This window comes from Yersinia alsatica (genome assembly GCF_902170305.1).
GTDB classification, from domain to species: domain Bacteria; phylum Pseudomonadota; class Gammaproteobacteria; order Enterobacterales; family Enterobacteriaceae; genus Yersinia; species Yersinia alsatica.
Window position 1 is genome coordinate 288,517 of the sequence record NZ_CABHWW010000028.1, and the last position, 23,505, is coordinate 312,021.

Here is a 23,505-nt window from a genome sequence, read left to right on the forward strand (position 1 = left end):
AAACGCCACCCCCACTTTTATTGCTGGGTAAGATTAGAAGCTGTAGCTGATACCGACATTTGCCGTGACCGGGGATGAGATATTCTTGCCCTTGGCGAATTTCACTTCCGAAGTCACTGAAATATTCTTGCTCAACTGGGCATTCATCCCCAGCCCTACATTGGCGCGGGTGCCAGACAGATCATTACTAAATTGTTCATTGTTAATCACCATCTTGTTACCTTTCGCAAATTCCTGATCCACTGATAACGTGGTGTAAGGCTTGATAGAGACACCATTTTTCAGGTTAATTTGGTAACCGGTATTCACGCCAACAGTGCCGATAACTGAGCGGTTACCTTTGCTCTGCGCCTTCATGCCGTTGGATAACTGATAGTCACTGTCAAAGCCATTGAAGCCGCTGATACCTGCATAAGGTGTCACGGTTAATGCGCCGTGCTCGATGTTTTTACCGGCTTTAATGGCCAGACCCAAACCTGTAAACTTCGCGTTGCCTTTTGCTGTGTCTGCACCACGCATCTCCACATTAACATCCTGGCTAAATTGGTTGCCTTTCAGCACGCCGTTAACAAAGTAACCGCTGCGGTGCTGATACAGGGCATAAGCCCCCAGTGCATAGCTATCCACTTTGCCAGAGCTTTGATAATCCGTTTTAATTGATGAATTGCTGTGACTAAAAAAGCCACCCAGTGTCATGCTGCCGTTATCCATCTCGGCGGTTTTATCTGCGCCCAGTGTTACGCCGTTTAAGGTTTGATTAAAGTTGGTCGCGGTACCATTAACCTTAAAACTGTTGTTCAGGTAAGTCAGCCAGATGCCATCTTCATGAGAGAAGGTCGCCAGCCGGTCCAGACGGTTATTCACGGAACTCAGTTCGGCATTAAAAATGACCGGGCTGGTGTTCGCCACTGCCAAAATACCGGCAGTGCTGGCCGTCAGTTTGTGAGTATCGGCCACTAACCGGAAGGTGCCGTTACCATTATCTATCAGGTCGTATTGGTAGTTACCCTGGCTGGTTTTGCGGTTGAGCTTAAAGCTGGCATTACTGCCGTTGCCGGTCTGGATAACATTCAGGTTGGTTGGCGTGGCACCACTGTCCTGAATTTCAATATCAAAGCTGCCGTCAGCTTTACCGATTACCTGAATAGGTGCGCCGGTGGCATTGCTCAGAGTGTTCAGCTTAAAGTGGCCTTTGCCGCTCAGGGTGCCCATTTTCAGTTGGGTATTGCTGGCTACCTGAGTTAAATCGACAGTCCCGCCATTCAGCACCACTGACTTAAAACTGTGGTGCGGGCTTTGCGGTGCAGCAGCGGCACGGGCGATACTGCGCTTAGTGCGCAAACCTGTGGCTTCTTCTGGCTCGGCGGCAAAAAATGTCATCTGCCCAGCCAGAGTCAGGTCGGTATTAGCGGTGTTAGCGCCAGCAGCAATATTGATAATGCTGCTTTTATCCGCCTTCAGCGCACCCGATACCATCGCACTATTAGCGATACTCAGTGCGGATTCATGCAGTTCAGCGCCATTTAATGAGCCGAAAGCTTTCACCATGCCACGGGTTGTTTTTACATCACGGGCCTGAGCGCCGTCCAATAAATCAAAGGAGCCGCCGTGCATAGTCAATGAGTTAATGATACCGCCATCAGCCGCAATGATTTTACCGGCGCTAACCATATTGCTGGCCGTACCGCCATTAACCACTACTGCCTCGCCACCTTTGGCGATATTGGCATTAACGGAAAGGGCATCAGTGCCGTTGACGATAAGTACACCGCCCGTAAGGATGTTTGTCCCGGTGTCAGTACCGGCTTCGTTGTACAACATGCCCGATACCTGAGTGTTGGCCATGTTAGCGTCTTTACTGTTCAGCATCGCCATGGCACGGGTGTTAATCGTCATGCCTTTGGTCTGGGTCTGGTCAGAGATCAGCACCCCTGGATTCAGTGAGTTGGGATCGACAATGTAATCACCACTATACAAGGTGGCTTCGTCACCATAAATCACGGCATTTTCAGAGACGGCGCTGCCGGTCAGAATATATTTGCCGTCAGCTAAGACGACAGTGCCGATATCCGTGCCCGAGTCATTGGTTAGGGTGCCGTTTTCAACGACGGTATTTTCCGCCAGGGAGCCAGTTTCCAGATCTACTTTGCCGTCGTCAGTGATAACACTGCCTTTGGCTACACCACCGGCTAGCACCTTTTGAGTGCCACCGTTAATTTTGGCATCCAGTGTGCTGGCATCTTTCGCTACTGTTAAAGCCTCGTTTTTCGCGGCGGATAAATCGATTTCATCTTGCTCTGTAGCAACCATGCTGCCTTTTGCTTTCTCAAGGTCGCGTTGCACTTTTAATGCGGCATTTCTTGCAGTTTGAGCATCAGCGAGTGTCTGTGCATAGTTATTCTTTTCGTTTTCTGCTGTTTTAAATGCATTTTCCGCGTTGCTGCGTGCAAAAACGGTATCGCCCACTTTGTCAGTTGCGACTTTATAGTCGGCATCGATAGCATTTTTTTGCTGCAATTTAGAGTTTTTTTCTTCTTCAAGTGTGGCGAGTTGTTTGCTTGACTCTTCTAGCAATGCTTGGGCTTCTTTTTGCGCCTGCTTCGCTAATACGATCTCTTTCTGGGCTTGTTCAATGGTTGAATTGTGCTTGATGATTGCATTGCTATGTAACGTTTTATCCGCAATGGCTGCATCAATCTCTTCTTGTGTGTTCTCCATCCGCCAGTTTGTCGTTCTAATGGTTGTTTGTGCGTTGATTAACTTGTCGGCTTCAGCTTTAAACAGACCTTCATACGATTTCTTTTCAGCACTATCAGTGGTGGCTCTGAACTTTTCCAGATAGTCAGCTCTAGCTATCTCTGCCTGCTGACTATCACTTTTAGCTTGCTGTAGAGTTGACTGTAATTGTGCCATCTCGGTAGTTTTTGTATTTAGGGTCTCTTCAGCTTGTTGTAATTTGTTTTCTGCTGCTGCTTTCGCCTTAGTGTTCAAATCCAAAGGCATACTTGCGTTATAGAGTTGGTTATCCGCGTTGTCTTTAATCTGTTGAGCTGAAGCTATCGCCTGTTCTGTGATTGCTTTTTTTTCGTCCAGGGCAGCGATACTGCTTTTGATCTCTTTTGATGATGCCAAGTGATTAGCTAACTGGGCTTTGACCTCATTTTCTAACTGAGTGGCATTGTCCAGTTGTTGTTGTTTCTCTTTTATTTTCACATCCAAGACATCAGCCTTGGCCTTTATACCGGCAAATCTTTTGATTGCTGATTGAGCTTGTTTTTTAGCTTTCTCCATTTCTTCGGTGGCATTAGCTACTGTATCGGTAATGTCTTGTTCTACCGTGGTCACGATATCAACGTCACTGCTATTCGCAATAGGGATACCAGCATTAGCGAAAGCATTACCGGAAACTAAATAAGAGACAATAAGTGATAATGGCAATACACGAGTATGCAATACAGTTTGCTTTTTCATGGTTTCGTTTAATCCTGATTTAAAGATATTAAATATAATAGGGAGGATTGCTTAACAATCGATGCGGCAAAGATATAGGTTAAAAATAACCCACTCAACACGTTGCTCGTGTGCTACAGAATTTGTTTTTTGTATTTAATGTTTTTTTAATATTTTTTTTCAGGATTAATTCTCGATTGTGACATCATGGCTGTTAGTTTTAATGTTGATTAAAATATTGATTTTATTTGTTTATTTTTCATTTCGTGCAGGTGGTTGCTATATCAGAGGTGAAAAGTGTTCTTTCATTTAAGTTCTGTGTCTATATGGAATTAAAAGAACATTAAAAGTGAGCTTTAAAATAAAATCACTGAGGTGTTGTTGTTGATTCAGACATTATTCTCAATAAAACCGAGAATATTTCCTAGAAAGTAATCATGCTGAATCAGTCTTTTTATTTATTAAAAATTACGATGGGGTATTAGTAGGCTATTTTTTCTTAATTAAATATAGAATATTTCCTAGAAAGAAATTTTAACTCTGTGTTTATATTTAGATGCTTATGATGCTGCAAATTACAGGGGGCTTGGGGAAGAACCCGAATCACTTACCGGAGTAAGCTCATCGGGATTGACTGCAACTTCAATTTCTTTGGAGAGGCGAATTACGCTTTTTTATTAGCCAAACGAACTTCAATGGCATCCATCAGCATGCCGGTAATAGAAACATCCGGGAAGGCGGCTTCAATCTCGCGTATACAGGTTGGGCTGGTAACGTTAATTTCAGTTAGACGATCACCGATAATATCCAATCCGACAAAAATCAGGCCTTTCTGCTTCAGCACCGGAGCCACCGCACGGGCAATTTTCCAGTCACTTTCACTGAGTGGGCGAGCTTCACCGCGGCCACCAGCGGCCAGATTACCGCGAGTTTCACCCTGAGCCGGGATACGCGCCAGGCAGTAAGGCACCGGTTCGCCATCCACTACCAACACCCGTTTATCACCCTCTTTAATGGCGGGCAGGAAGTTTTGTGCCATACAGAAGCGGCTACCCAGTTCGGTCAGGGTCTCAATAATAACGGATAGATTAGGATCATCCTGCTTCACGCGGAATATCGACGTACCGCCCATACCATCCAAAGGTTTAAGGATAATGTCGCCATGTTCCTGATGGAATTTGCGGATGTGCTCTTTACTGCGACTCACCAGCGTATCTGGGGTCAGCTCTGAGAACCACGCGGTAAACAGCTTCTCGTTACAGTCGCGCAGACTCTGTGGCTTATTTACCACCAGCGTACCTTTATCTTCCGCGCGTTCCAGAATATAGGTGGCGTAGATGAATTCAGTATCAAATGGAGGATCTTTGCGCATTAAAATGACATCAAGGTCATGCAGCGGCAGATCTTGCTCCGCACCAAAACTGAACCAGCTCTCTTTGTCTTGCTTCACACTCAGCAGGCGGGTGCGGGCGCGACCATCGCCACCACGCAGATAAAGGTCCCCCATCTCCATATAATGCAGTTCCCAACCACGGCGCTGTGCTTCCAACAGCATAGCGAAGCTGGAGTCTTTCTTAATATTAATGGACGAGATTGGGTCCATTACGATGCCGAGCTTGATCATTATTCTCTCCTAATGGGAACGAAATTTATCCCAGATCGCCAAACCGCACCTGCAAAGCAGTGATGGCGGTAAGGGCGGTAGTTTCGGTACGCAAAACGCGCGGTCCTAGCAGGATATCAGTAAATCCAAGGCGCGAGGTCATGGCAATTTCATCAGCAGAGAGGCCGCCTTCCGGGCCAATCAGCAAACGTACTTTATTGAGTGATGCGGGAAGGGTATTAATGCTGTTGCTGGCGCGTGGGTGCAGGTTGAGTTTCAGACTGTCATCTTGCTCCGCGCACCAGTCAGAGAGCTGCATGGCTTCGCGAATTTCTGGCACAGTATTGCGGCCACATTGCTCGCAGGCGGCGATAGCAATCTTTTGCCATTGCTGAATTTTCTTCGCCAGACGTTCGCCATCCAGCTTAACGCCGCAGCGCTCAGAAAACAGCGGAGTAATCACGTTGACACCCAGTTCAATGGATTTTTGTACCGTAAACTCCATTTTCTCCCCGCGGGAAATCACCTGGCCTAAATGCAGATTCAAGGGAGATTCACGATCTTCTTGTTGCCCTTCAGCCAGCCGGACAATCAGGTTTTTTTTATCGACCCGAATGATTTCAGCCGCGAATACCTGATTACTACCATCAAATAATTGCAGGCTTTGTCCTTCGCCCATACGCAGTACGCGGCCCACGTGATTGGCTGCTTCGTCGCTCAGCGCCAGTTCGGTATTTGCCTGCAAAGGCTGCGGATGATAAATGCGGGGTATGCGCATGAGTTAGGTCCCGAAACGAAAATATTGACCAGTATACTAGATTAGCCTTTTTGCTGCTGGCAAGCCTGTTGTACATAAGGGTTATGATTCCCTTGTGCTTTTGCCACTCGCTCGTCACGCTGGCACTCCCATTGAGTGACAGGATACTGACGATTCCAGACATCAAACAGTTTGCTTTGCTGACTGGAAAGCCGCAATTGATATTGGTCGCGCATATAAAAGTAGGTACGTGCTATTGCCCCGCGTGACCGTGCTGGTGGTTCTGCTAGTTTGTTTTTGAAGTCGACCTTCATCTCACATTGACCATATTGGCCATTGCCACCATTCCATTGGGAATACATGAAGTTATTGCGATCACCATTGACCTCGCCAATAGCCGGTTGCAGGTTATGCAAATCAGTTTCTATCTGGCGATAGATCGGATCTTTAGCACAATTCTTGCGCCCACCTTGTTGCCAGCATTGGCGTTGATGGCCAAATTGCCAGGCTGGGACCACGTGCTCCCATTCAATCCGTGCTGCACGTTGGGCATTTTTTCTCGGTTGATAGCCGCAACTTTTCAGGTTTGGAATACCTTTTTTGCCTTGCCAGTCAATCTTGCAGCCGCAATAAAAGCTGCCGGGTGCATCTTGGTTAATTTTCGCGGCGACCGTTTTGGCTTGGGAAAAGTTATTAATGCTTTGGCTGTAGCCAGGGAGAGCCAGCAGTGGGGAGGATAAAACCAGCAAGAACAAAAGTTTGCGTAACATATCTCAAAACAGCCTGATGATGAAAAGCAGGCAGGTTATAGATAATGATTATGGATAGCAAGTTAACGTGCTGTTTTATAACAAGTAACGATAATTACTAACAGTTTTTCACAGCTATAAATTGCAGCTTTTCGCCACATTGTCGGCAGCGATATTCGCTCTCGCCGCGCTGCACTTTATTGTGGCGGCGAATGGTTAAAGCGTGCTGCTGGCATTTGCATTGATAATTGAAGGTCTTACTGCGTACTGAGGTCACTTCAAATTGATGAGTGCGGCTAGCCGGGACTTGCAGTACGTGCTCCATCATCCAGCGCCACTCTTTGCCATGGGGGGCAACACGGCCAAATTGACGATAAACCAGCAAATGTGCCAGTTCATGGGGCACAACTTCATCAATAAAAGGTTGTTGATTTTCTAGTAACAACACGGGGTTAAGGCGAATCTCGAACGATTGCAGATAGGCGCTACCCGCGCTGGTACCACGTTGATGATAGTTGATTTTTGGCTCCGGATAATGGGTGCCAAGATGCTGATTTGCCAGCTGTAATTTATGGCGTAAACAGCGCATAACCGCTTGCTGTAGCGCGATGGGGATTCTTAATGAACTCATATTGCGGAAGAATAAAACGCCAGATATCCAGATGCAAGCGAGTAGACAGGACTATTTTTAGTTGATCATTATATAAAAACATATAATATAAAAATATAGAATGAAAATGAATATCAGAGAAGCAAATGAATGACGATAAAAGAATGAGCATAGATTTGATGAGGCTGGCGGCAGGGCAGGCTTGTGACGTACTGCGAATATTGGCAAATGAGGATCGATTGTTATTGTTATGCCAATTGAGCCAGGGAGAAAAAGCGGTTGGTGAGTTGGAGGCCGCACTAGGCATTCATCAGCCAACTCTTTCGCAGCAGCTTGGTGTGCTGCGTAGTGATGGGTTAGTGAACACTCGCCGAGAAGGCAAACGAATATTTTACTCCATCGCCGACAGCAAAATATTGGCGCTGCTGGAGGTTCTCTATCAGCTTTACTGCCCGCAAGAGAAGGAGGGCGTATGACTATCGATTGGGCCAACTTTACCCCCTATAGCGCATTGGCGGGTGGGGCATTATTGGGCGCAGCTGCAACTATCTTATGGCTCTGGAATGGCCGTATTGCTGGTATTAGTGGCATCTTGGGGGGATTGTTACCGCCAAAACGTGGGGATAATAATGCCTGGCGGGCTGCTTTCATCATCGGCTTGATTATTTCTCCTCTGGTTTATTCACTCTTTGCCGTGCTACCGATTATCCAGATCGAAGCCGACTTGCCCACGCTGGTAGTGGCTGGATTGCTGGTAGGCATCGGAACGCGCTATGGCGCTGGCTGCACCAGTGGGCATGGGGTCTGTGGATTGGCGCGCTTTTCGCCGCGCTCACTGGTCGCGACACTCAGTTTTATGTTCACCGGTTTTGTCACGGTATGGCTGGTTCGCCATCTATTTTCTTAGCTAATAGAATAACTTAGGAAGGGAATATGAATTTATTTTTCTCATTGATGGCTGGGCTAATTTTTGGGCTGGGCTTGATTATTGCGGGTATGGCTAATCCGGCTAAGGTGCTTGGTTTTCTTGATATTAGTGGGGCGTGGGACCCGTCATTGGCTCTGGTGATGGCAGCGGCAGTTGTCGTTGCCACCCTAGGTTTTACTTGGGCTAAAAAGCGCAAAACCAGTTTGCTGGGGCAACCTATTCAGTTACCGATGGCGACAAACATCGATAAACGATTAATTGGCGGCAGTTTGTTATTTGGCATCGGCTGGGGGCTGGCGGGGATATGCCCTGGGCCGGCTTTGGTATTATTGGGGGCAGGGATGTATAAGGGCATCATCTTTGTTGCCGCTATGCTGGCAGGAATGGCGATATTCAGTGCTATCGAGCGCCGACGTCGGACTCAATAGAACCTTAGGGATAAAAAAAACCCGCAATGCGGGTTTTTTATTATTTAAATTCCGACGCTGAAATTTATTTCAAGCCAGCAGCATCACGCAGCAATGCCGCTTTGTCGGTTTTTTCCCAAGGGAAACTTTCACGACCAAAGTGACCATAAGCGGCGGTTGCACGATAGATCGGGTGCAGCAGATCCAGCATTTTGATCAAACCATATGGGCGCAAATCAAAGAACTCACGCACCAATGCAGTCAGTTGATCTGCAGGGATCTTCTCGGTACCAAACGCTTCTACCATGATGGAGGTCGGTTCTGCTACGCCAATGGCGTAAGAGACCTGAATCTCACAGCGGTCAGCCAAGCCAGCGGCCACAATATTCTTAGCAACATAGCGAGCGGCATAAGCTGCTGAGCGGTCAACTTTGGATGGATCTTTACCAGAGAATGCACCGCCACCATGACGCGCCATGCCACCGTAGGTATCAACGATAATTTTACGGCCAGTCAGACCACAGTCACCCATTGGGCCACCGATAACAAAACGGCCTGTTGGGTTGATAAAGTATTTGGTGGCAGACGTAATCCACTCGGCAGGCAGAACCGGCTTGATGATTTCTTCCATCACCGCTTCATGCAAATCTTTCTGATTGATATCTTCTGAATGCTGAGTTGACAGCACTACTGCATCAATACCAACAATTTTGCCGTCGTCATACTGGAAAGTAACCTGGCTTTTTGCATCTGGACGCAGCCATGGCAAGATGCCATTTTTACGTACAGCAGCCTGGCGCTCAACCAAACGGTGAGCATAAGTAATCGGCGCTGGCATTAATACGCTGGTTTCGTTGGTGGCATAACCAAACATCAAACCTTGGTCACCTGCACCTTGCTCCAGTGGGTCCGCACGGTCAACCCCTTGATTGATATCAGGAGATTGCTTACCAATTGCGCTTAAGACGGCACAAGAGTTAGCGTCAAAACCCATCTCAGAATTAACATAACCGATTTCGCGCACAGTACGACGGGTGATCTCTTCGATATCAACCCATGCGTTAGTGGTTACTTCACCGCCAACCAATACCATACCCGTTTTGACATAGGTCTCGCAGGCAACACGTGCTTTAGGATCTTGTTCAAGAATTGCGTCAAGTACCGCATCTGAAATCTGGTCAGCAATTTTATCAGGATGCCCTTCAGAAACCGATTCTGACGTAAATAGGTGTTTAGCCATTATTTTCTTTACCTTGAATACAAGTGAAAAGTCACTGCATAGCATTAAGGGCAGACAACAGAAACCCAAATTTGAACCAGTTTCATGCTGCGTTGCGCCTTACAATGCCCCTTTAGGCAAAGCCTTTAGCAGTCTATCTATCAAGAAGCCTGTTGTATTTACAGCGCAATAGGCATTCTAGCAATTAAAGCGTATGGATGTATTAACATCTGGACGTCTATTTTAGGTCAGCTTTTGCTATTAATGCCAGCCCTTTTTGCATCAAGATATTTCTCGCTTTGATTGTCAGTTGATTTATTTACCGCTTGATACAGTTACAGGCCATTTTCATTTTGCATTTTGCCCGCGTTATAGGTATAAACTGCGCGCGCAGCTTATTTGATACACAATGATGAAGATGGCAGAAGATGACATTAGCTCATTGTTAGATTTTCAGTGTTTTGCACTTAGTGATGAGTTCCCAATGTTTAAGGGGGCGTAATCACAAATAAGCACTGAAATGGCAGCGTCATCGAACTGTTACCTAAATTGTCTATTTATATTAAGTCTTGTCCGTTCAGCTTGAACGGCTTGCGTGGAGGTGGTTGGATTAATGATCCGTTGTCTACTGGTTGCTGCACATCAACAGCTGCGTCGTTCTGACGTTCAATCTCCCCTTGCAACCTTCCTTTCTTGTACGCCATCAACCCGATGTTATACCCACATGGGTGCAACTCAGGATTCGCGGGCGGGTTAATCACTGCCTGAAGCACTGAATCCGACTGGCCTGGCGACTTTGCGGCTAATCCGATTCACAAAATCTCAATACGTATTTACAGTCAAACGTATTCTTCATTTAAACGTGTTTTACCCTGTTGGGTAATGAATAGCTGGGTGATAAACCGCTCGAGAGTCGCGCTTTTTAGCGTAATATTCTGCCAATTTGGCATTCGCGCGGGTTGTCCTTGCTGGTTGTAGCTGCGATAGTGGCTGACTTTATCGTCAGTATCGCAATAGAGGCGAATTATGTCTGATGATAACTTGATTGACCGTCCGTCAGCTGCGGGCGCACATATTTCTTTACGCTCCATGCAGGAGGTTGCCATGAATGATCGTAATGCCAGCAAGATGCTGAGCACGTATAACGTCGCCTACTGGGGTGGCAACTATTATGACGTCAATGAACTGGGTCATATCAGTGTCTGCCCAGATCCCGATGTTCGTGAGGCTCGTGTTGATTTGGCTCAACTGGTCAAAAGAATGCAGCTTGAGCAGGGGCAACGCTTGCCTGCACTATTCTGTTTCCCACAAATCTTACAGCATCGCCTGCGCTCAATTAATGGTGCGTTTAAACGTGCGCGTGAGTCGTTTGGTTATGAAGGCGATTACTTTTTGGTTTACCCAATTAAAGTAAACCAACATCGTCGGGTTATTGAATCTCTGGTTAATTCCGGCGAGCCTTTAGGGCTGGAAGCGGGTTCTAAAGCGGAAATGATGGCCGTTCTGGCGCATGCCGGTATGACCCGCTCAGTTATCGTCTGTAATGGTTATAAAGACCGTGAATATATCCGTCTGGCATTGATCGGCGAAAAACTGGGCCATAAGGTTTATCTGGTTATCGAAAAGATGTCAGAAATCAAAATGGTACTGGAAGAAGCCGAGCGCCTGAATGTCGTGCCACGCTTGGGTGTTCGTGCACGTCTGGCATCACAGGGTTCTGGCAAATGGCAGGCCAGCGGCGGTGAAAAATCCAAATTTGGCTTGTCCGCGACTCAAGTATTGCAGTTGGTGGATATGCTGCGCGAAGCCAACAGTCTGGAAAGCCTGCAATTATTGCACTTCCATTTAGGTTCTCAGCTTTCCAACATCCGTGATATCTCCACCGGCGTGCGCGAATCCGCCCGTTTTTATGTGGAGCTACACAAACTGGGTGTCAATATTCAGTGCTTCGATGTGGGTGGCGGTTTAGGCGTAGATTACGAAGGGACGCGCTCTCAATCAGATTGCTCAGTTAACTATGGCCTGAATGAATATGCCAACAACGTTATCTGGGGTATCGGGGATGCTTGTAATGAACACGGTTTACCGCATCCAACCGTCATTACCGAGTCGGGCCGCGCCGTTACCGCACACCACACTGTGCTGGTTTCCAATGTTATCGGCGTAGAACGCAATGAGTTCAACGAGCCACAACCACCGGCTGCTGATGCGCCGCGCGCACTGGAAAGCCTGTGGGATACCTGGCTGGAAATGCAAGAGCCAGAAAATCGCCGCTCACTGCGCGAATGGCTGCACGATAGCCAGATGGACTTGCACGATGTCCATACTCAGTACGCTCATGGCATGTTGGAACTGACTCAACGCGCTTGGGCTGAAGAGCTATACCTGAGTATCTGCAATGAGATCCAAAAGCAGCTAGATCCGAGCAACCGAGCACACCGGCCAATCATTGATGAGCTGCAAGAACGTATGGCTGATAAGCTGTATGTCAATTTCTCGCTGTTCCAGTCAATGCCGGATGCATGGGGTATCGACCAGCTTTTCCCGGTCTTGCCACTGGAAGGGCTAGATAAGCCACCAGAGCGTCGCGCCGTCTTGCTGGACATCACTTGTGATTCCGATGGCACCATTGACCATTATATTGATGGTGATGGGGTAGCAACCACCATGCCAATGCCGCCGTATGATGCAGAGAATCCGCCGCTGTTGGGCTTCTTTATGGTTGGGGCTTATCAGGAAATCTTGGGCAACATGCACAACCTGTTTGGCGATACCGCCGCTGTCGATGTGTATGTTTTCCCTGATGGTACGGTTGAATTTGAACAGACTGACGAAGGCGATACCGTCGCGGATATGCTGGAATATGTTCAGTTGAACCCAGAAAAATTACTGAAACAGTTCCACGATCAAGTGAAAGAAACCGATCTGGATACCGAGCTCCAGGCTCAGTTTATGGAAGAGTTTGAGTCTGGTTTGTACGGTTATACTTATCTTGAAGATGAGTAAATAAATGATCTCAATGTGGGTATCAATCTGGATACCCACATCTTATTCAATTCTCTCTCTTTTCCCCCTGATAATCGCCCATTCTTGATGACGAATCATTTCGTCAGGCATTGCTATATGCGCTATCCATGCAATGTTCCAATCCATCACAGCATGACCCGGCACTATTATGTGGGGTACTTATCCAGTGCCAGGTAGGATGAGAAAAATAGATTCTTATTGCTTACCTATTAGTCAGCTATCTTTAATCAATATGATATGTCTGCGGAGGTTTAAGTATGGGATGGGTCAGCGTATGCAAAGCATCGTACGTTAAACCAGACTCGCCTTTTTCGGCGAGTGTCGGGGATAAACGTATTGGCGTTTATGTTATTAATGGTGAGTATTTCGCGATGGACGATGTTTGCCCTCATGCCAACGCATTACTTAGCCCGGGTTTTTTTGATGAAGGCACCATTGAATGCTTATTACACGGTGCCGTATTTGATGTGAAAACTGGCAAATGTTTGCGGGAGCCAGGGGATCGCGATTTACAAACGTACCAGGTACGAGTGGATGCCGGACAGATCCAGATTGATCTCAGTGAAAGCTAGGGGGGCTCGAAGGTAAAAATGCCTGCGTTGAGCAGGCAGAGTGAATTTATGCTGATTCAGGTTACTGGCCGCTGGCAATACGCTGGCGGATATGATCCGCGCGGGCCTGTGAGGACGGGTGATCATCAAACATGCTGCTGGTGCGGCCTGCTTCCATGGTTGCCAGTTTTTCAAAACTGGTGACTAACCCTTGCGGATCAATTCCCTGTTTTTTCAGCAGATCGAATGAGTAGTCATCGGCTTCGCTTTCTTGTTTCTGAGAGAATTGCGCGTTAACCAGTTTCTCGCCAATGTCAGCCAACTGAGACTGAGAGAGTTGGCCAGCAATGCCACCGGCGGAGGCGGCCGCAGTGCGCAGGGCGGTAGTACCATAAGCCACTTGCATCGCTTTGCGGGTATGCCCTAATGCTACATGGCCCATCTCATGGCCGAGTACCGCCTCCACTTCATTGTCGGTCATCATATCCATTAGGCCGCTATATACACGGATACAGCCATTTGCCATCGCCCAGGCATTAACCTCTTTAGTGATGTAAACCTTATAGTTGGCTGGCGTGCCATTGATATTGTCACCTAATGCGGCTGAGATTTTTGCTAGGCGTTTGCCGTAGGCACTATCAGCCGAAGCTATCTGGGCCTTCTGATCCATTTCTGCACAAGATTTTTCACTGAGATTTTTTACATCAGCATCACTCAGGGTTGCCGCCTGAAATGCTTGGGCACCGGACTGCATTAAGCCATCGGTATTCATATTCTGGCAGCCGCCAAGCAGCGCCGTAAGGCTCAGTGCAATCATTGAGGTACGAATTTTCATAACACTTTCTTCCTGTGGTTATGCCATTTTTATCATTGGATGGGGCAGTTCTATAAGTGAGGACAACGTATTAACTGTGGTTATCTATTCATGCTTCTCGGCCTATAACCATTTTCACATTCTCACCATCTATTGCATTAATAGCTGTTGAAACGACGGCGGTTGTTCTACTCTGTCGGCAATAGGTCTTGCCCAAAAATGTTGTTGCAAAGTATGGTTTGTACTGGTCTGTTTGCAAAAACGAGCACTTCCAGCCATCGAGCGTTTAACATGCTCATTGTGTGGCTAAAAACGTTGCGAGGTTAACGCGCCTTGGGCGTTACAGCTATAGCTTTATTCTGAAAATCAGCAGATTCCATTGGCCATTAATATGGAAGTTATAGCTCATTTGGTTTTAGTGATTGCCGTTTCAATGCTGAGTCTGAGAAAATGGTAAACTTGAACGCTTTTTTTAATCCGACCTGGAGTAAAACATGTCCTCTCGTAAAGAGCTTGCCAACGCGATCCGCGCACTAAGCATGGACGCAGTGCAAAAAGCGAATTCCGGCCACCCCGGCGCCCCTATGGGTATGGCAGATATTGCCGAAGTTCTGTGGCGTGATTACCTGAACCATAATCCAACCAATCCACACTGGGCTGATCGCGACCGTTTCGTCTTGTCGAATGGTCACGGCTCCATGTTGATCTATAGCTTGCTGCACCTCACTGGCTATGATCTGCCAATGGAAGAACTGAAAAACTTCCGCCAACTGCATTCTAAAACGCCAGGTCACCCTGAATATGGCTATACCGCGGGCGTAGAAACCACCACTGGCCCACTGGGTCAGGGCATCGCCAATGCGGTGGGTTTTGCTATTGCAGAACGTACACTGGCCGCGCAGTTTAACCGCTCAGGCCATGATATTGTCGATCACCACACCTATGCCTTTATGGGTGACGGCTGCATGATGGAAGGGATCTCGCACGAGGTTTGTTCTCTGGCGGGTACCATGAAGCTGGGCAAACTGACCGCTTTCTATGATGACAACGGTATCTCCATCGACGGTCATGTTGAAGGCTGGTTCACTGATGATACTGCTGCCCGTTTCGAAGCTTACGGCTGGCATGTTGTTCGTGGTGTTGATGGTCATAACGCTGATTCCATCAAAGCGGCTATCGAAGAAGCCCACAAAGTTACCGACAAACCATCACTGCTGATGTGCAAAACCATTATCGGTTTTGGTTCACCGAAGAAAGCCGGTACCCATGACTCCCACGGCGCACCATTAGGTGCTGATGAAGTTGCTGCAACCCGTGAAGCATTGGGCTGGAAATACCCGGCATTTGAAATCCCACAGGATATTTATGCTGCATGGGATGCCAAAGAAGCGGGCAAAGCTAAAGAAGCGGCCTGGAACGAGAAGTTCGCTGCTTATGCTAAAGCGTATCCAGAACTGGCTGCTGAATTCAAGCGTCGTGTAAGTGGTGAACTGCCAGCTAACTGGGCGACTGAATCCAAGAAATTTATCGAAGAGTTGCAAGCAAACCCTGCCAAGATTGCTAGCCGTAAAGCATCACAAAATGCACTGGAAGCTTTCGGTAAGGTCTTGCCTGAATTCCTCGGCGGTTCTGCTGACCTGGCACCAAGTAACCTGACTATCTGGTCTGGCTCTAAATCACTGAGCGATGATCTGGCGGGTAACTATATTCACTACGGTGTCCGTGAGTTTGGTATGTCTGCCATCATGAATGGTATCGCGCTGCACGGCGGTTTCATTCCTTACGGCGCAACCTTCCTGATGTTTGTGGAATATGCCCGTAACGCAGTACGTATGGCTGCGCTGATGAAAATCCGCAGCATCTTTGTTTACACCCATGACTCTATCGGTCTGGGCGAAGATGGCCCAACCCATCAGCCAGTTGAGCAGATGGCAAGCTTGCGTGTCACACCAAACATGAGCACTTGGCGTCCATGTGACCAGGTTGAGTCTGCGGTAGCATGGCAGTACGCCTTGGAACGTAAAGATGGCCCAAGCGCGCTGATCTTCTCCCGTCAGAACCTGGCACAACAGCCACGTACAGCTGAGCAGTTAGCGAACATTTCTAAAGGCGCTTACGTGCTGAAAGATTGTGCGGGTCAGCCAGAATTGATCTTTATTGCTACTGGCTCTGAAGTTGAACTGGCGGTTGCTGCTGCCGATCAACTGACTGCTGCTGGTCGTAAAGTGCGTGTTGTCTCTATGCCATCCACCGATGCATTCGACAAACAAGACGCGGCTTACCGTGAATCTGTATTGCCATCAGCGGTTAGCGCTCGCGTTGCTGTTGAAGCGGGTATTGCTGATTACTGGTACAAATATGTTGGCCTGAATGGCGCAGTTGTGGGTATGACCACCTTCGGTGAGTCTGCTCCAGCGGAATTGCTGTTCAAAGAGTTCGGTTTCACCGTCGAAAATGTGGTGGCGAAAGCTCAGGCGTTGTTGAAATAAGCCGCAACGCGACCAACACCTGCTGTAGCTTTAAGTAAGAAGCTATAGTCGGGTGTAAATGGTGATGATAATCCCGGTAATACACCTGTTAAAAGACTGCTTCGGCAGTCTTTTTTTTCACCAATTGATGGATGAATTGTGCCCTTTATCAGGCAGATATTCCTTTTATGATTAGTTTGGTTTATTCTGGCTGAAGCGTTTCAGTCATAATTCAGTTTCCATTTCAGCTCATTTCGCTGAGGAAAAAGCCGGGAGTATTCTGGCTGAATTGTGATAAGACGATTAACATCTTAGGGTGCGCTGAAGTACGCTATGGGGTTGCATGATAATAACCAGAAACAGGGAGTAGCATGACAATCCGTATAGCGATAAATGGCTTTGGCCGTATTGGTCGTAGCGTTTTACGCGCATTGTATGAATCAGGTCGCCGGGCAGAAATTTCAGTGGTTGCTATTAATGAGTTGGCTAATGCAGAAGGGATGGCCCATCTGTTGAAGTATGACTCCAGCCATGGGCGGTTTGCTTGGGATGTTCGTCAGGAATGTGACAAATTATACGTCGGGGACGATATTATCCGGCTGATACATCAGCCAGAAGTTGAGCAGTTACCCTGGGGTGAGTTAGGAATTGATGTTGTTCTGGATTGTAGCGGTGTGTATGGCAGCCGTGCAGATGGCGAGGCGCATTTAACCTCCGGTGCCAAAAAGGTACTGTTTGCCCATCCCGGTGGTCATGATTTGGATGCTACGGTGGTTTATGGTGTTAATCATCAGGATTTACAGGCAGAGCATCGAATTGTTTCCAACGCTTCCTGTACCACGAACTGTATTATTCCTATTATTCAGTTGTTGGATGTGGCTTATGGCATTGAATCCGGCACTGTTACCACTATTCATTCATCAATGAATGACCAGCCGGTTATTGATGCTTATCATCAGGATTTACGTCGTACCCGAGCAGCAAGTCAGTCAATTATCCCGGTTGATACCAAACTGGCAGCAGGGATTACCCGTATTTTTCCGAAGTTTTGCGACAGGTTCGAAGCTATCTCGGTGCGGGTGCCTACAATCAATGTCACGGCGATCGATTTAAGTGTCAGCGTGACAAGCCCAGTTGGCGTGGCTGAGGTTAACCAGCTTTTGCAAAAGGCAGCAAGAGGTTCATTTCGTGGTATAGTTGACTATACGGAATTACCATTGGTGTCGACGGATTTTAACCATGATCCGCACAGTGCTATTGTCGATTGTACTCAGACAAGGGTCAGTGGGCAGCACCTGATTAAGACGTTGGTATGGTGCGATAACGAATGGGGTTTCGCCAATAGAATGTTGGATACGACATTGGCGATGGCCAGAAGTGGTTTCTAGTATGGTATGTTAACGTGTTGTTTTTCCGTGATTTATTGCGGTTTCTACAACGTTGATGTGCAGCTTATGCAACTTTAAAGAGAATCAACAAGAGGATTCACCATGTCTGTAATTAAGATGACCGATCTGGATCTGGCAGGCCTTCGCGTGCTGATCCGTGCGGACCTCAATGTTCCGGTAAAAGATGGCAAAGTGACTTCTGATGCGCGTATCCGTGCATCTCTGCCGACCATTGAGGCGGCACTGAAGCAGGGCGCTAAAGTAATGGTTACCTCTCACCTGGGTCGCCCGACCGAAGGCGAGTACAACGAAGAGTTCTCCTTGCTGCCAGTGGTTAACTACCTGAAAGACAAATTGTCTGCTCCGGTACGTCTGGCGAAAGATTATCTGGACGGCGTTGAGATTGCAGCTGGCGAGTTGGTTGTTCTGGAAAACGTTCGCTTTAACAAAGGCGAAAAGAAAGACGACGAAACTCTGTCCAAGAAATATGCCGCACTGTGTGATGTGTATGTAATGGATGCTTTTGGTACTGCTCACCGCGCACAAGCTTCTACTCACGGTGTTGGTAAATTTGCGCCTATCGCCTGTGCTGGCCCGCTGTTATCAGCAGAACTGGAAGCCTTGGGTAAAGCACTGGGTAACCCAGCGCGTCCAATGGTTGCTATCGTTGGTGGTTCTAAAGTTTCTACCAAACTGACTGTGTTGGGTGCGTTGTCTAAAATTGCAGACCAACTGATTGTTGGTGGCGGTATCGCCAATACCTTCGTTGCCGCTCAAGGCAACAATGTGGGTAAATCTCTGTATGAAGCAGACCTGATTCCAGAAGCTAAACGTCTGTTAGAAACTTGCGATATCCCAGTCCCTACCGATGTTCGTGTTGCTACCGAGTTCTCTGAAACTGCAGCTGCAACACTGAAACCTGCTAACCAAATCAAAGATAATGAGCAAATTCTGGATCTGGGCGACGAATCTGCGGAACGTCTGGCTGAGATCTTGAAAAACGCCAAAACCATTCTGTGGAATGGTCCAGTGGGTGTATTCGAGTTCCCTAACTTCCGTAAAGGGACCGAGATTGTGGCTCGCGCCATCGCAGAGAGCGAAGCATTCTCTATCGCCGGCGGTGGTGACACTCTGGCAGCAATCGACTTGTTCGGCATTGCTGACCAAATCTCTTACATCTCTACCGGCGGCGGTGCTTTCCTTGAGTTCGTAGAAGGGAAAAAACTGCCAGCGGTTGTGATGCTGGAAGAGCGCGCTAAGCAGTAATTTAGATAACGGGGGGCGAGAGCCGCCCGTTTCGCTTTTAGCTCATCGCCTGCGGGCTTTGAGTTGTGCGAAAACCGATTTACATTTAGGGCCTATCCTCCCGGATAGCTGCTATCTTCAGTCGACGAAACAGGACAACGTACATGTCTAAAATTTTTGATTTCGTAAAACCAGGTGTCATCACAGGTGATGACGTGCAGAAAGTGTTCGCGGTAGCAAAAGAAAATAACTTTGCTCTGCCAGCAGTTAACTGTGTCGGCACCGACTCTATCAACGCAGTGCTGGAAACAGCAGCCAAAGTGCGTGCGCCAGTTATCGTTCAGTTCTCTAACGGTGGTGCAGCATTCATCGCAGGTAAAGGCGTGAAAACTGACGTGCCACAAGGCGCGGCAATTCTGGGCGCTATTTCTGGTGCGCACCATGTACATCAGATGGCTGAGCACTATGGTGTTCCCGTTATTCTGCATACCGACCATTGCGCCAAGAAATTGCTGCCATGGTTAGACGGTTTGTTGGATGCAGGCGAGAAACATTTTGCTGCCACTGGCAAACCACTGTTCTCTTCTCACATGATCGACCTGTCTGAAGAGTCCCTGGAAGAAAACATCGAAATCTGTAGCAAGTACCTGACTCGTATGTCAAAACTGGGTATGACGCTGGAAATCGAACTGGGTTGTACTGGTGGTGAAGAAGATGGCGTAGATAACAGCCATATGGATGCATCTTCCCTGTATACTCAGCCGCAAGACGTTGATTACGCTTACGAAAAACTGAACGCAATCAGCCCACGTTTCACTATCGCTGCTTCTTTCGGTAACGTACATGGTGTTTACAAACCAGGTAATGTGAAACTGACCCCAACTATTCTGCGTGATTCTCAGGATTATGTTTCTAAGAAACACAATCTGCCGCACAACAGCCTGAACTTCGTGTTCCATGGCGGTTCAGGTTCTACTGCTGCTGAAATCAAAGAAGCAGTAAGCTACGGCGTAGTTAAAATGAATATCGACACCGATACCCAGTGGGCAACATGGGAAGGTATTCTGAACTACTACAAGAAGAACGAAGGCTATCTGCAAGGCCAACTGGGTAACCCAGAAGGTGCTGACAAGCCGAACAAGAAATACTACGACCCACGTGTGTGGTTGCGTTCTGCCCAGACTAGCATGATTACCCGTCTGGAATTGGCATTCAAAGAACTGAACGCAGTCGACGTACTGTAATTCAGCTTAGCTTTGACTGACCTAAAAGGCCCTACGGGGCCTTTTTCCGTTTTGTCAGTAAATTGAAGATTCTTTATGTTTGCTCGTCTTTACATCAGCGGCTTATCGAGTTTTTGAGCCAAAGCAATTAATGCCTTCATTTGATCGTCGGTCTGTACCATATACGGCCCACCTTGTTCTCGCAGGGTTTTAATGATTAATTCCAGGCTTTGTGATGATTCTGGGTTGATCAATTCCATCGCGGCGATAAGTTGCCCGGTACGCCCAACACCGGCACTACAATGAATTACTGGAAGTGCTTTATATTCAGCTTTAACCGCTCTACTGGCGAATCCCTCTTTTTCCGGATTAGCATAAAAATTAAACTTATCATCGTGTAACTCAACGATACGTTTCGCCAGTGTCACCATTTCATTAGCAGGTAATGCTGTTTTATCCTTCCAATCAGTAATGTGAATAACTGGAACTGCAATCTTGAGTTTTGGGTGTGATTCATCATAAGGTATTTTGATTGTATAACCTTCGGCACCAGGGTGTATTTCAGTCCGAATATCTATCTCGTAAGAGGCATCCTTTTCCACTGTTTTAAAGTAAGGGGGATAAGGTTTTGGTTTAATATTGTCATTGCTAAATATATTTTCCTCACCGATTACCACCAATATTGTTGCTCGCCTTTCTCCCAACATCTCAATATATGGAGTAACCGATTGTTTTGTCGGATATTGGCTACGTATCACCCCCTTATCTGTTCCTAGCTCTATATGGTTAGCGGGTAGAGCAGTATTGTTAGGTGCCATGATAGCGGTTGTTTTCGGTGTGGTAATGTCTCTATATCTTTGATTCTCTTTGGGTATTATTGCTTGATTACTCTCTTCCCATATTAATCCCTGCTGATGGATTTTAAGCGACTCCAGGAGCTTTTCGGCGTCTGTTTGGGGCTGACTATCTTTAATAGGATTCAAGTTGAGGGTAAGGTGGGATGGTCTAATTCTAGGCATGGATTTTCTCTCAATGAGTGAATAGGATGACCTACCCCCCTCATGCTAAATCTGTCCAGCTAATGTTTATTCTATAAATATTCTATTTTTTCTATGGGTTGAAAATTTGCTGATACAGCTTCAAGCAGGAATATTGATATTTATTTATTACTATCAAAATTGGCAACACATCCTATTGTTCGTTACCCTAAACGGGTATGACTGCCATATTAGTCATCAATTGGTGGTAATTTTTGCGTAATCTCCCCTGCGGGGAATTTTTTGTAGGATGGTTAAAATGGAAGAGTTAAATGTAGTTGATAGTATTAATGAGGCCAGCTCTTGGTTTATCAATAATCAGGATTTGCTGATTCAATATGCCGTCAATCTGGTTGCTGCGCTGTTGATCCTGGTTGTCGGGTCGATCATTGCCAAGATCGTCTCTCGCATGCTTGGCCGGGTCATGAAATTACGTGGTATTGATGTCACGGTTGCTGATTTTCTGGCGGCCATGGTGCGCTACAGTATTCTGGCCTTTACCATTGTGGCGGTGCTTGGCCGTCTTGGTGTGCAAACCGCCTCGGTGATTGCAGTCATCGGCGCCGCGGGCTTGGCCGTCGGTTTGGCGCTGCAAGGCTCGCTGTCCAACTTTGCTGCGGGTGTGTTGCTGGTGGCCTTCCGTCCGTTTAAAGCGGGTGAGTATGTCGATCTGGGCGGTGTTGCCGGTACTGTGGTGCAGGTGCAGATTTTCTCAACCACTCTCCGCACCGTAGACGATAAAATCATCGTGGTACCAAATGGCAAAATTATTGCCAACAACATCATCAATACCAGCCGTGAACCGAACCGCCGTACCGATATGGTGGTTGGTGTGGCTTATGATGCTGATATTGATGTGGTGAAAAAAGTATTGGGCGACATAATCGCCGCTGATTCACGCATCATGCACGACAAAGGGGTGACGATACGTCTGAATGAGATGGCACCTTCATCATTGAACTTCACCGTGCGTGTCTGGACCACCAATGGCGATGCAATGGATGTGTATTGGGATCTGATGGAGAATTTCAAACGCGCGCTGGATGCTAATAAAATTGGTATTCCTTACCCGCAGATGGATGTGCATTTGCATCAGGTAGCAACCGCTGAATCTAATAAGCCAGCATAAAATAAATGATGTTGATACGGGCTGCCATTGGGCCCGTTTCTCTTATTTTCGTCCCTCTCATCGCCCCCTATTTACTAATTATTAGTTTTACTTATAGTTGATAAGAAATATCAATTTCCTCTGATGATCATCTCCCCGTAATATGCTGCTAATTGCTTTCCTATTCCCTCGGTTAATACTGAGGATTATCCAAAGGTAACAGTATGTTAGCCGTCTATTTGCAAGGTTTTGCTCTCAGTGCCGCCATGATTTTGCCCCTTGGGCCACAAAATGCCTTTGTGATGAATCAGGGAATTAAGCGGCAACACCATTTAATGAGTGCCGGGCTTTGTGCTCTCAGTGACATCATCTTGATTTGCGCCGGTATTTTTGGTGGCAGTGCTTTACTGAGCCGCTCACCATTGCTGCTGGCGCTGGTAACTTGGGGCGGAGTCGCATTCCTGCTGTGGTATGGCTGGGGAGCACTGTTAGCCGCCTGGCGGGGGGATAATACCGCCTCCTCTGCTGCCGCTGGTGCTCAGGGGCGCTGGCGCATCATCGTGACACTATTAGCAGTAACCTGGCTCAATCCACATGTTTATCTTGATACCTTTGTGGTGTTGGGGAGCCTCGGAGGTCAGCTACTGCCTGATGTTCGGCCTTGGTTTGCGTTTGGTGCCGTAACTGCCTCTGTTACTTGGTTTTTTGCACTGGCTCTGCTGGCAGCGTGGTTATCACCGTGGCTGAACCGCCCGACGTCACAGCGAGTGATTAATCTGCTGGTGGGCGGCGTGATGTGGTTTATTGCGTTTCAGTTAGCGCGTCAGGGATTAAATCTGTGAGTTTTTATCACTAATCTGAATCCCATGATTCCCAAGATATGCTACGGTTGATGTGTTATTTCAGGTTACTGACGGCAAA

Annotated in this window: 21 protein-coding genes; 12 read left to right on the forward strand and 9 right to left on the reverse strand. The window is 47.3% G+C overall.

The genetic code is table 11. The features are described 5' to 3' along the window. Window positions 1-33: 33 nt before the first annotated feature. From FTA96_RS18410 to FTA96_RS18430, 5 genes are all read right to left on the reverse strand, one after another. Window positions 34-3,471, reverse strand: a complete 3,438-nt coding sequence (locus FTA96_RS18410; RefSeq protein WP_145574513.1) for an autotransporter outer membrane beta-barrel domain-containing protein — start codon at window positions 3,469-3,471, stop codon at window positions 34-36. A gap of 643 nt (window positions 3,472-4,114) precedes the next feature. Continuing rightward, a complete protein-coding gene (gene gshB / locus FTA96_RS18415; RefSeq protein WP_050124055.1) occupies window positions 4,115-5,074 on the reverse strand; it encodes a glutathione synthase in 960 nt (319 codons plus the stop codon). Window positions 5,075-5,099: 25 nt separating this feature from the next. Beyond that, window positions 5,100-5,831, reverse strand: coding sequence for a 16S rRNA (uracil(1498)-N(3))-methyltransferase (gene rsmE / locus FTA96_RS18420; RefSeq protein ID WP_050109891.1), 732 nt, complete (start codon window positions 5,829-5,831; stop codon window positions 5,100-5,102). 41 nt (window positions 5,832-5,872) lie between these two features. After that, complete coding sequence (gene endA / locus FTA96_RS18425; RefSeq protein WP_050124056.1) at window positions 5,873-6,580, reverse strand: deoxyribonuclease I; 708 nt, start codon at window positions 6,578-6,580, stop codon at window positions 5,873-5,875. A gap of 97 nt (window positions 6,581-6,677) precedes the next feature. After that, complete coding sequence (locus tag FTA96_RS18430; RefSeq protein WP_050135833.1) at window positions 6,678-7,190, reverse strand: SprT family zinc-dependent metalloprotease; 513 nt, start codon at window positions 7,188-7,190, stop codon at window positions 6,678-6,680. Window positions 7,191-7,315: 125 nt separating this feature from the next. Here FTA96_RS18430 and FTA96_RS18435 point away from each other — a divergent pair, with 125 nt between their 5' ends. Genes FTA96_RS18435 through FTA96_RS18445 form a run of 3 tightly spaced genes read left to right on the forward strand, consistent with a single transcriptional unit; the run spans window position 7,316 to window position 8,525 of the window. Beyond that, window positions 7,316-7,645: an ArsR/SmtB family transcription factor gene (locus FTA96_RS18435; protein ID WP_050124058.1), complete on the forward strand. Its 330-nt coding sequence runs from the start codon at window positions 7,316-7,318 to the stop codon at window positions 7,643-7,645. Then, window positions 7,642-8,076, forward strand: coding sequence for a YeeE/YedE family protein (locus FTA96_RS18440; protein WP_050135835.1), 435 nt, complete (start codon window positions 7,642-7,644; stop codon window positions 8,074-8,076). Before FTA96_RS18435 ends, FTA96_RS18440 begins: the two co-directional genes overlap by 4 nt. Before the next feature lie 26 nt (window positions 8,077-8,102). Then, complete coding sequence (locus tag FTA96_RS18445) at window positions 8,103-8,525, forward strand: DUF6691 family protein (RefSeq protein WP_050135838.1); 423 nt, start codon at window positions 8,103-8,105, stop codon at window positions 8,523-8,525. Window positions 8,526-8,589: 64 nt separating this feature from the next. Here FTA96_RS18445 and metK read toward each other — a convergent pair whose 3' ends face one another. Next, complete coding sequence (gene metK / locus FTA96_RS18450; RefSeq protein WP_050109885.1) at window positions 8,590-9,744, reverse strand: methionine adenosyltransferase; 1,155 nt, start codon at window positions 9,742-9,744, stop codon at window positions 8,590-8,592. Between the two features lie 592 nt (window positions 9,745-10,336). On the opposite strand from metK, the gene FTA96_RS23880 reads away from it, so the two are divergent. Next, complete coding sequence (locus FTA96_RS23880) at window positions 10,337-10,480, forward strand: hypothetical protein (protein ID WP_155409025.1); 144 nt, start codon at window positions 10,337-10,339, stop codon at window positions 10,478-10,480. A gap of 82 nt (window positions 10,481-10,562) precedes the next feature. Here FTA96_RS23880 and FTA96_RS23325 read toward each other — a convergent pair whose 3' ends face one another. Then, window positions 10,563-10,829 (reverse strand): hypothetical protein, encoded by a 267-nt coding sequence (locus FTA96_RS23325; RefSeq protein ID WP_186372900.1) that lies wholly within the window; start codon window positions 10,827-10,829, stop codon window positions 10,563-10,565. Between FTA96_RS23325 and speA the strand changes: the two genes are divergently transcribed. After that, on the forward strand, window positions 10,750-12,729 hold the full coding sequence (speA, locus tag FTA96_RS18455; RefSeq protein WP_145574515.1) for a biosynthetic arginine decarboxylase: 1,980 nt from the start codon (window positions 10,750-10,752) through the stop codon (window positions 12,727-12,729). The two genes, FTA96_RS23325 and speA, sit on opposite strands and share 80 nt — an antisense overlap. A 278-nt stretch (window positions 12,730-13,007) precedes the next feature. Continuing rightward, window positions 13,008-13,322, forward strand: a complete 315-nt coding sequence (locus FTA96_RS18460; RefSeq protein ID WP_050109883.1) for a non-heme iron oxygenase ferredoxin subunit — start codon at window positions 13,008-13,010, stop codon at window positions 13,320-13,322. Between the two features lie 61 nt (window positions 13,323-13,383). On the opposite strand, the gene loiP is transcribed toward FTA96_RS18460, so the two are convergent. Continuing rightward, complete coding sequence (gene loiP, locus FTA96_RS18465; RefSeq protein WP_145539114.1) at window positions 13,384-14,136, reverse strand: metalloprotease LoiP; 753 nt, start codon at window positions 14,134-14,136, stop codon at window positions 13,384-13,386. Between the two features lie 473 nt (window positions 14,137-14,609). On the opposite strand from loiP, the gene tkt reads away from it, so the two are divergent. From tkt to fbaA, 4 genes are all read left to right on the forward strand, one after another. Next, complete coding sequence (gene tkt, locus FTA96_RS18470) at window positions 14,610-16,604, forward strand: transketolase (RefSeq protein ID WP_050109881.1); 1,995 nt, start codon at window positions 14,610-14,612, stop codon at window positions 16,602-16,604. Window positions 16,605-16,954: 350 nt separating this feature from the next. Beyond that, window positions 16,955-17,971 (forward strand): erythrose-4-phosphate dehydrogenase, encoded by a 1,017-nt coding sequence (gene epd / locus FTA96_RS18475; RefSeq protein ID WP_050109880.1) that lies wholly within the window; start codon window positions 16,955-16,957, stop codon window positions 17,969-17,971. A gap of 102 nt (window positions 17,972-18,073) precedes the next feature. Further along, the gene (gene pgk, locus FTA96_RS18480) at window positions 18,074-19,237 is read left to right on the forward strand and encodes a phosphoglycerate kinase (protein ID WP_050109879.1); all 1,164 of its coding nucleotides are present in this window, start codon (window positions 18,074-18,076) and stop codon (window positions 19,235-19,237) included. Window positions 19,238-19,380: 143 nt separating this feature from the next. Beyond that, window positions 19,381-20,460 (forward strand): class II fructose-bisphosphate aldolase, encoded by a 1,080-nt coding sequence (gene fbaA, locus FTA96_RS18485; RefSeq protein ID WP_050109878.1) that lies wholly within the window; start codon window positions 19,381-19,383, stop codon window positions 20,458-20,460. Window positions 20,461-20,549: 89 nt separating this feature from the next. On the opposite strand, the gene FTA96_RS18490 is transcribed toward fbaA, so the two are convergent. Further along, a complete protein-coding gene (locus FTA96_RS18490) occupies window positions 20,550-21,458 on the reverse strand; it encodes a protein-tyrosine phosphatase family protein (protein ID WP_050135848.1) in 909 nt (302 codons plus the stop codon). Between the two features lie 277 nt (window positions 21,459-21,735). Here FTA96_RS18490 and mscS point away from each other — a divergent pair, with 277 nt between their 5' ends. Next, window positions 21,736-22,605, forward strand: a complete 870-nt coding sequence (mscS, locus tag FTA96_RS18495) for a small-conductance mechanosensitive channel MscS (protein WP_050109876.1) — start codon at window positions 21,736-21,738, stop codon at window positions 22,603-22,605. 203 nt (window positions 22,606-22,808) lie between these two features. After that, window positions 22,809-23,426: an arginine exporter ArgO gene (argO, locus tag FTA96_RS18500; RefSeq protein WP_050152285.1), complete on the forward strand. Its 618-nt coding sequence runs from the start codon at window positions 22,809-22,811 to the stop codon at window positions 23,424-23,426. Window positions 23,427-23,505 lie beyond the last annotated feature (79 nt).

Bases quoted from the DNA above. Each gene is read 5' to 3' on its own strand.
- FTA96_RS18410 (WP_145574513.1), bottom strand. From the start codon at position 3,471: ATGAAAAAGCAAACTGTATTGCATACTCGTGTATTGCCATTATCACTT.
- gshB (WP_050124055.1), bottom strand. From the start codon at position 5,074: ATGATCAAGCTCGGCATCGTAATGGACCCAATCTCGTCCATTAATATT.
- rsmE (WP_050109891.1), bottom strand. From the start codon at position 5,831: ATGCGCATACCCCGCATTTATCATCCGCAGCCTTTGCAGGCAAATACC.
- endA (WP_050124056.1), bottom strand. From the start codon at position 6,580: ATGTTACGCAAACTTTTGTTCTTGCTGGTTTTATCCTCCCCACTGCTG.
- FTA96_RS18430 (WP_050135833.1), bottom strand. From the start codon at position 7,190: ATGAGTTCATTAAGAATCCCCATCGCGCTACAGCAAGCGGTTATGCGC.
- FTA96_RS18435 (WP_050124058.1), top strand. From the start codon at position 7,316: ATGAATGACGATAAAAGAATGAGCATAGATTTGATGAGGCTGGCGGCA.
- FTA96_RS18440 (WP_050135835.1), top strand. From the start codon at position 7,642: ATGACTATCGATTGGGCCAACTTTACCCCCTATAGCGCATTGGCGGGT.
- FTA96_RS18445 (WP_050135838.1), top strand. From the start codon at position 8,103: ATGAATTTATTTTTCTCATTGATGGCTGGGCTAATTTTTGGGCTGGGC.
- metK (WP_050109885.1), bottom strand. From the start codon at position 9,744: ATGGCTAAACACCTATTTACGTCAGAATCGGTTTCTGAAGGGCATCCT.
- FTA96_RS23880 (WP_155409025.1), top strand. From the start codon at position 10,337: ATGATCCGTTGTCTACTGGTTGCTGCACATCAACAGCTGCGTCGTTCT.
- speA (WP_145574515.1), top strand. From the start codon at position 10,750: ATGTCTGATGATAACTTGATTGACCGTCCGTCAGCTGCGGGCGCACAT.
- FTA96_RS23325 (WP_186372900.1), bottom strand. From the start codon at position 10,829: ATGGCAACCTCCTGCATGGAGCGTAAAGAAATATGTGCGCCCGCAGCT.
- FTA96_RS18460 (WP_050109883.1), top strand. From the start codon at position 13,008: ATGGGATGGGTCAGCGTATGCAAAGCATCGTACGTTAAACCAGACTCG.
- loiP (WP_145539114.1), bottom strand. From the start codon at position 14,136: ATGAAAATTCGTACCTCAATGATTGCACTGAGCCTTACGGCGCTGCTT.
- tkt (WP_050109881.1), top strand. From the start codon at position 14,610: ATGTCCTCTCGTAAAGAGCTTGCCAACGCGATCCGCGCACTAAGCATG.
- epd (WP_050109880.1), top strand. From the start codon at position 16,955: ATGACAATCCGTATAGCGATAAATGGCTTTGGCCGTATTGGTCGTAGC.
- pgk (WP_050109879.1), top strand. From the start codon at position 18,074: ATGTCTGTAATTAAGATGACCGATCTGGATCTGGCAGGCCTTCGCGTG.
- fbaA (WP_050109878.1), top strand. From the start codon at position 19,381: ATGTCTAAAATTTTTGATTTCGTAAAACCAGGTGTCATCACAGGTGAT.
- FTA96_RS18490 (WP_050135848.1), bottom strand. From the start codon at position 21,458: ATGCCTAGAATTAGACCATCCCACCTTACCCTCAACTTGAATCCTATT.
- mscS (WP_050109876.1), top strand. From the start codon at position 21,736: ATGGAAGAGTTAAATGTAGTTGATAGTATTAATGAGGCCAGCTCTTGG.
- argO (WP_050152285.1), top strand. From the start codon at position 22,809: ATGTTAGCCGTCTATTTGCAAGGTTTTGCTCTCAGTGCCGCCATGATT.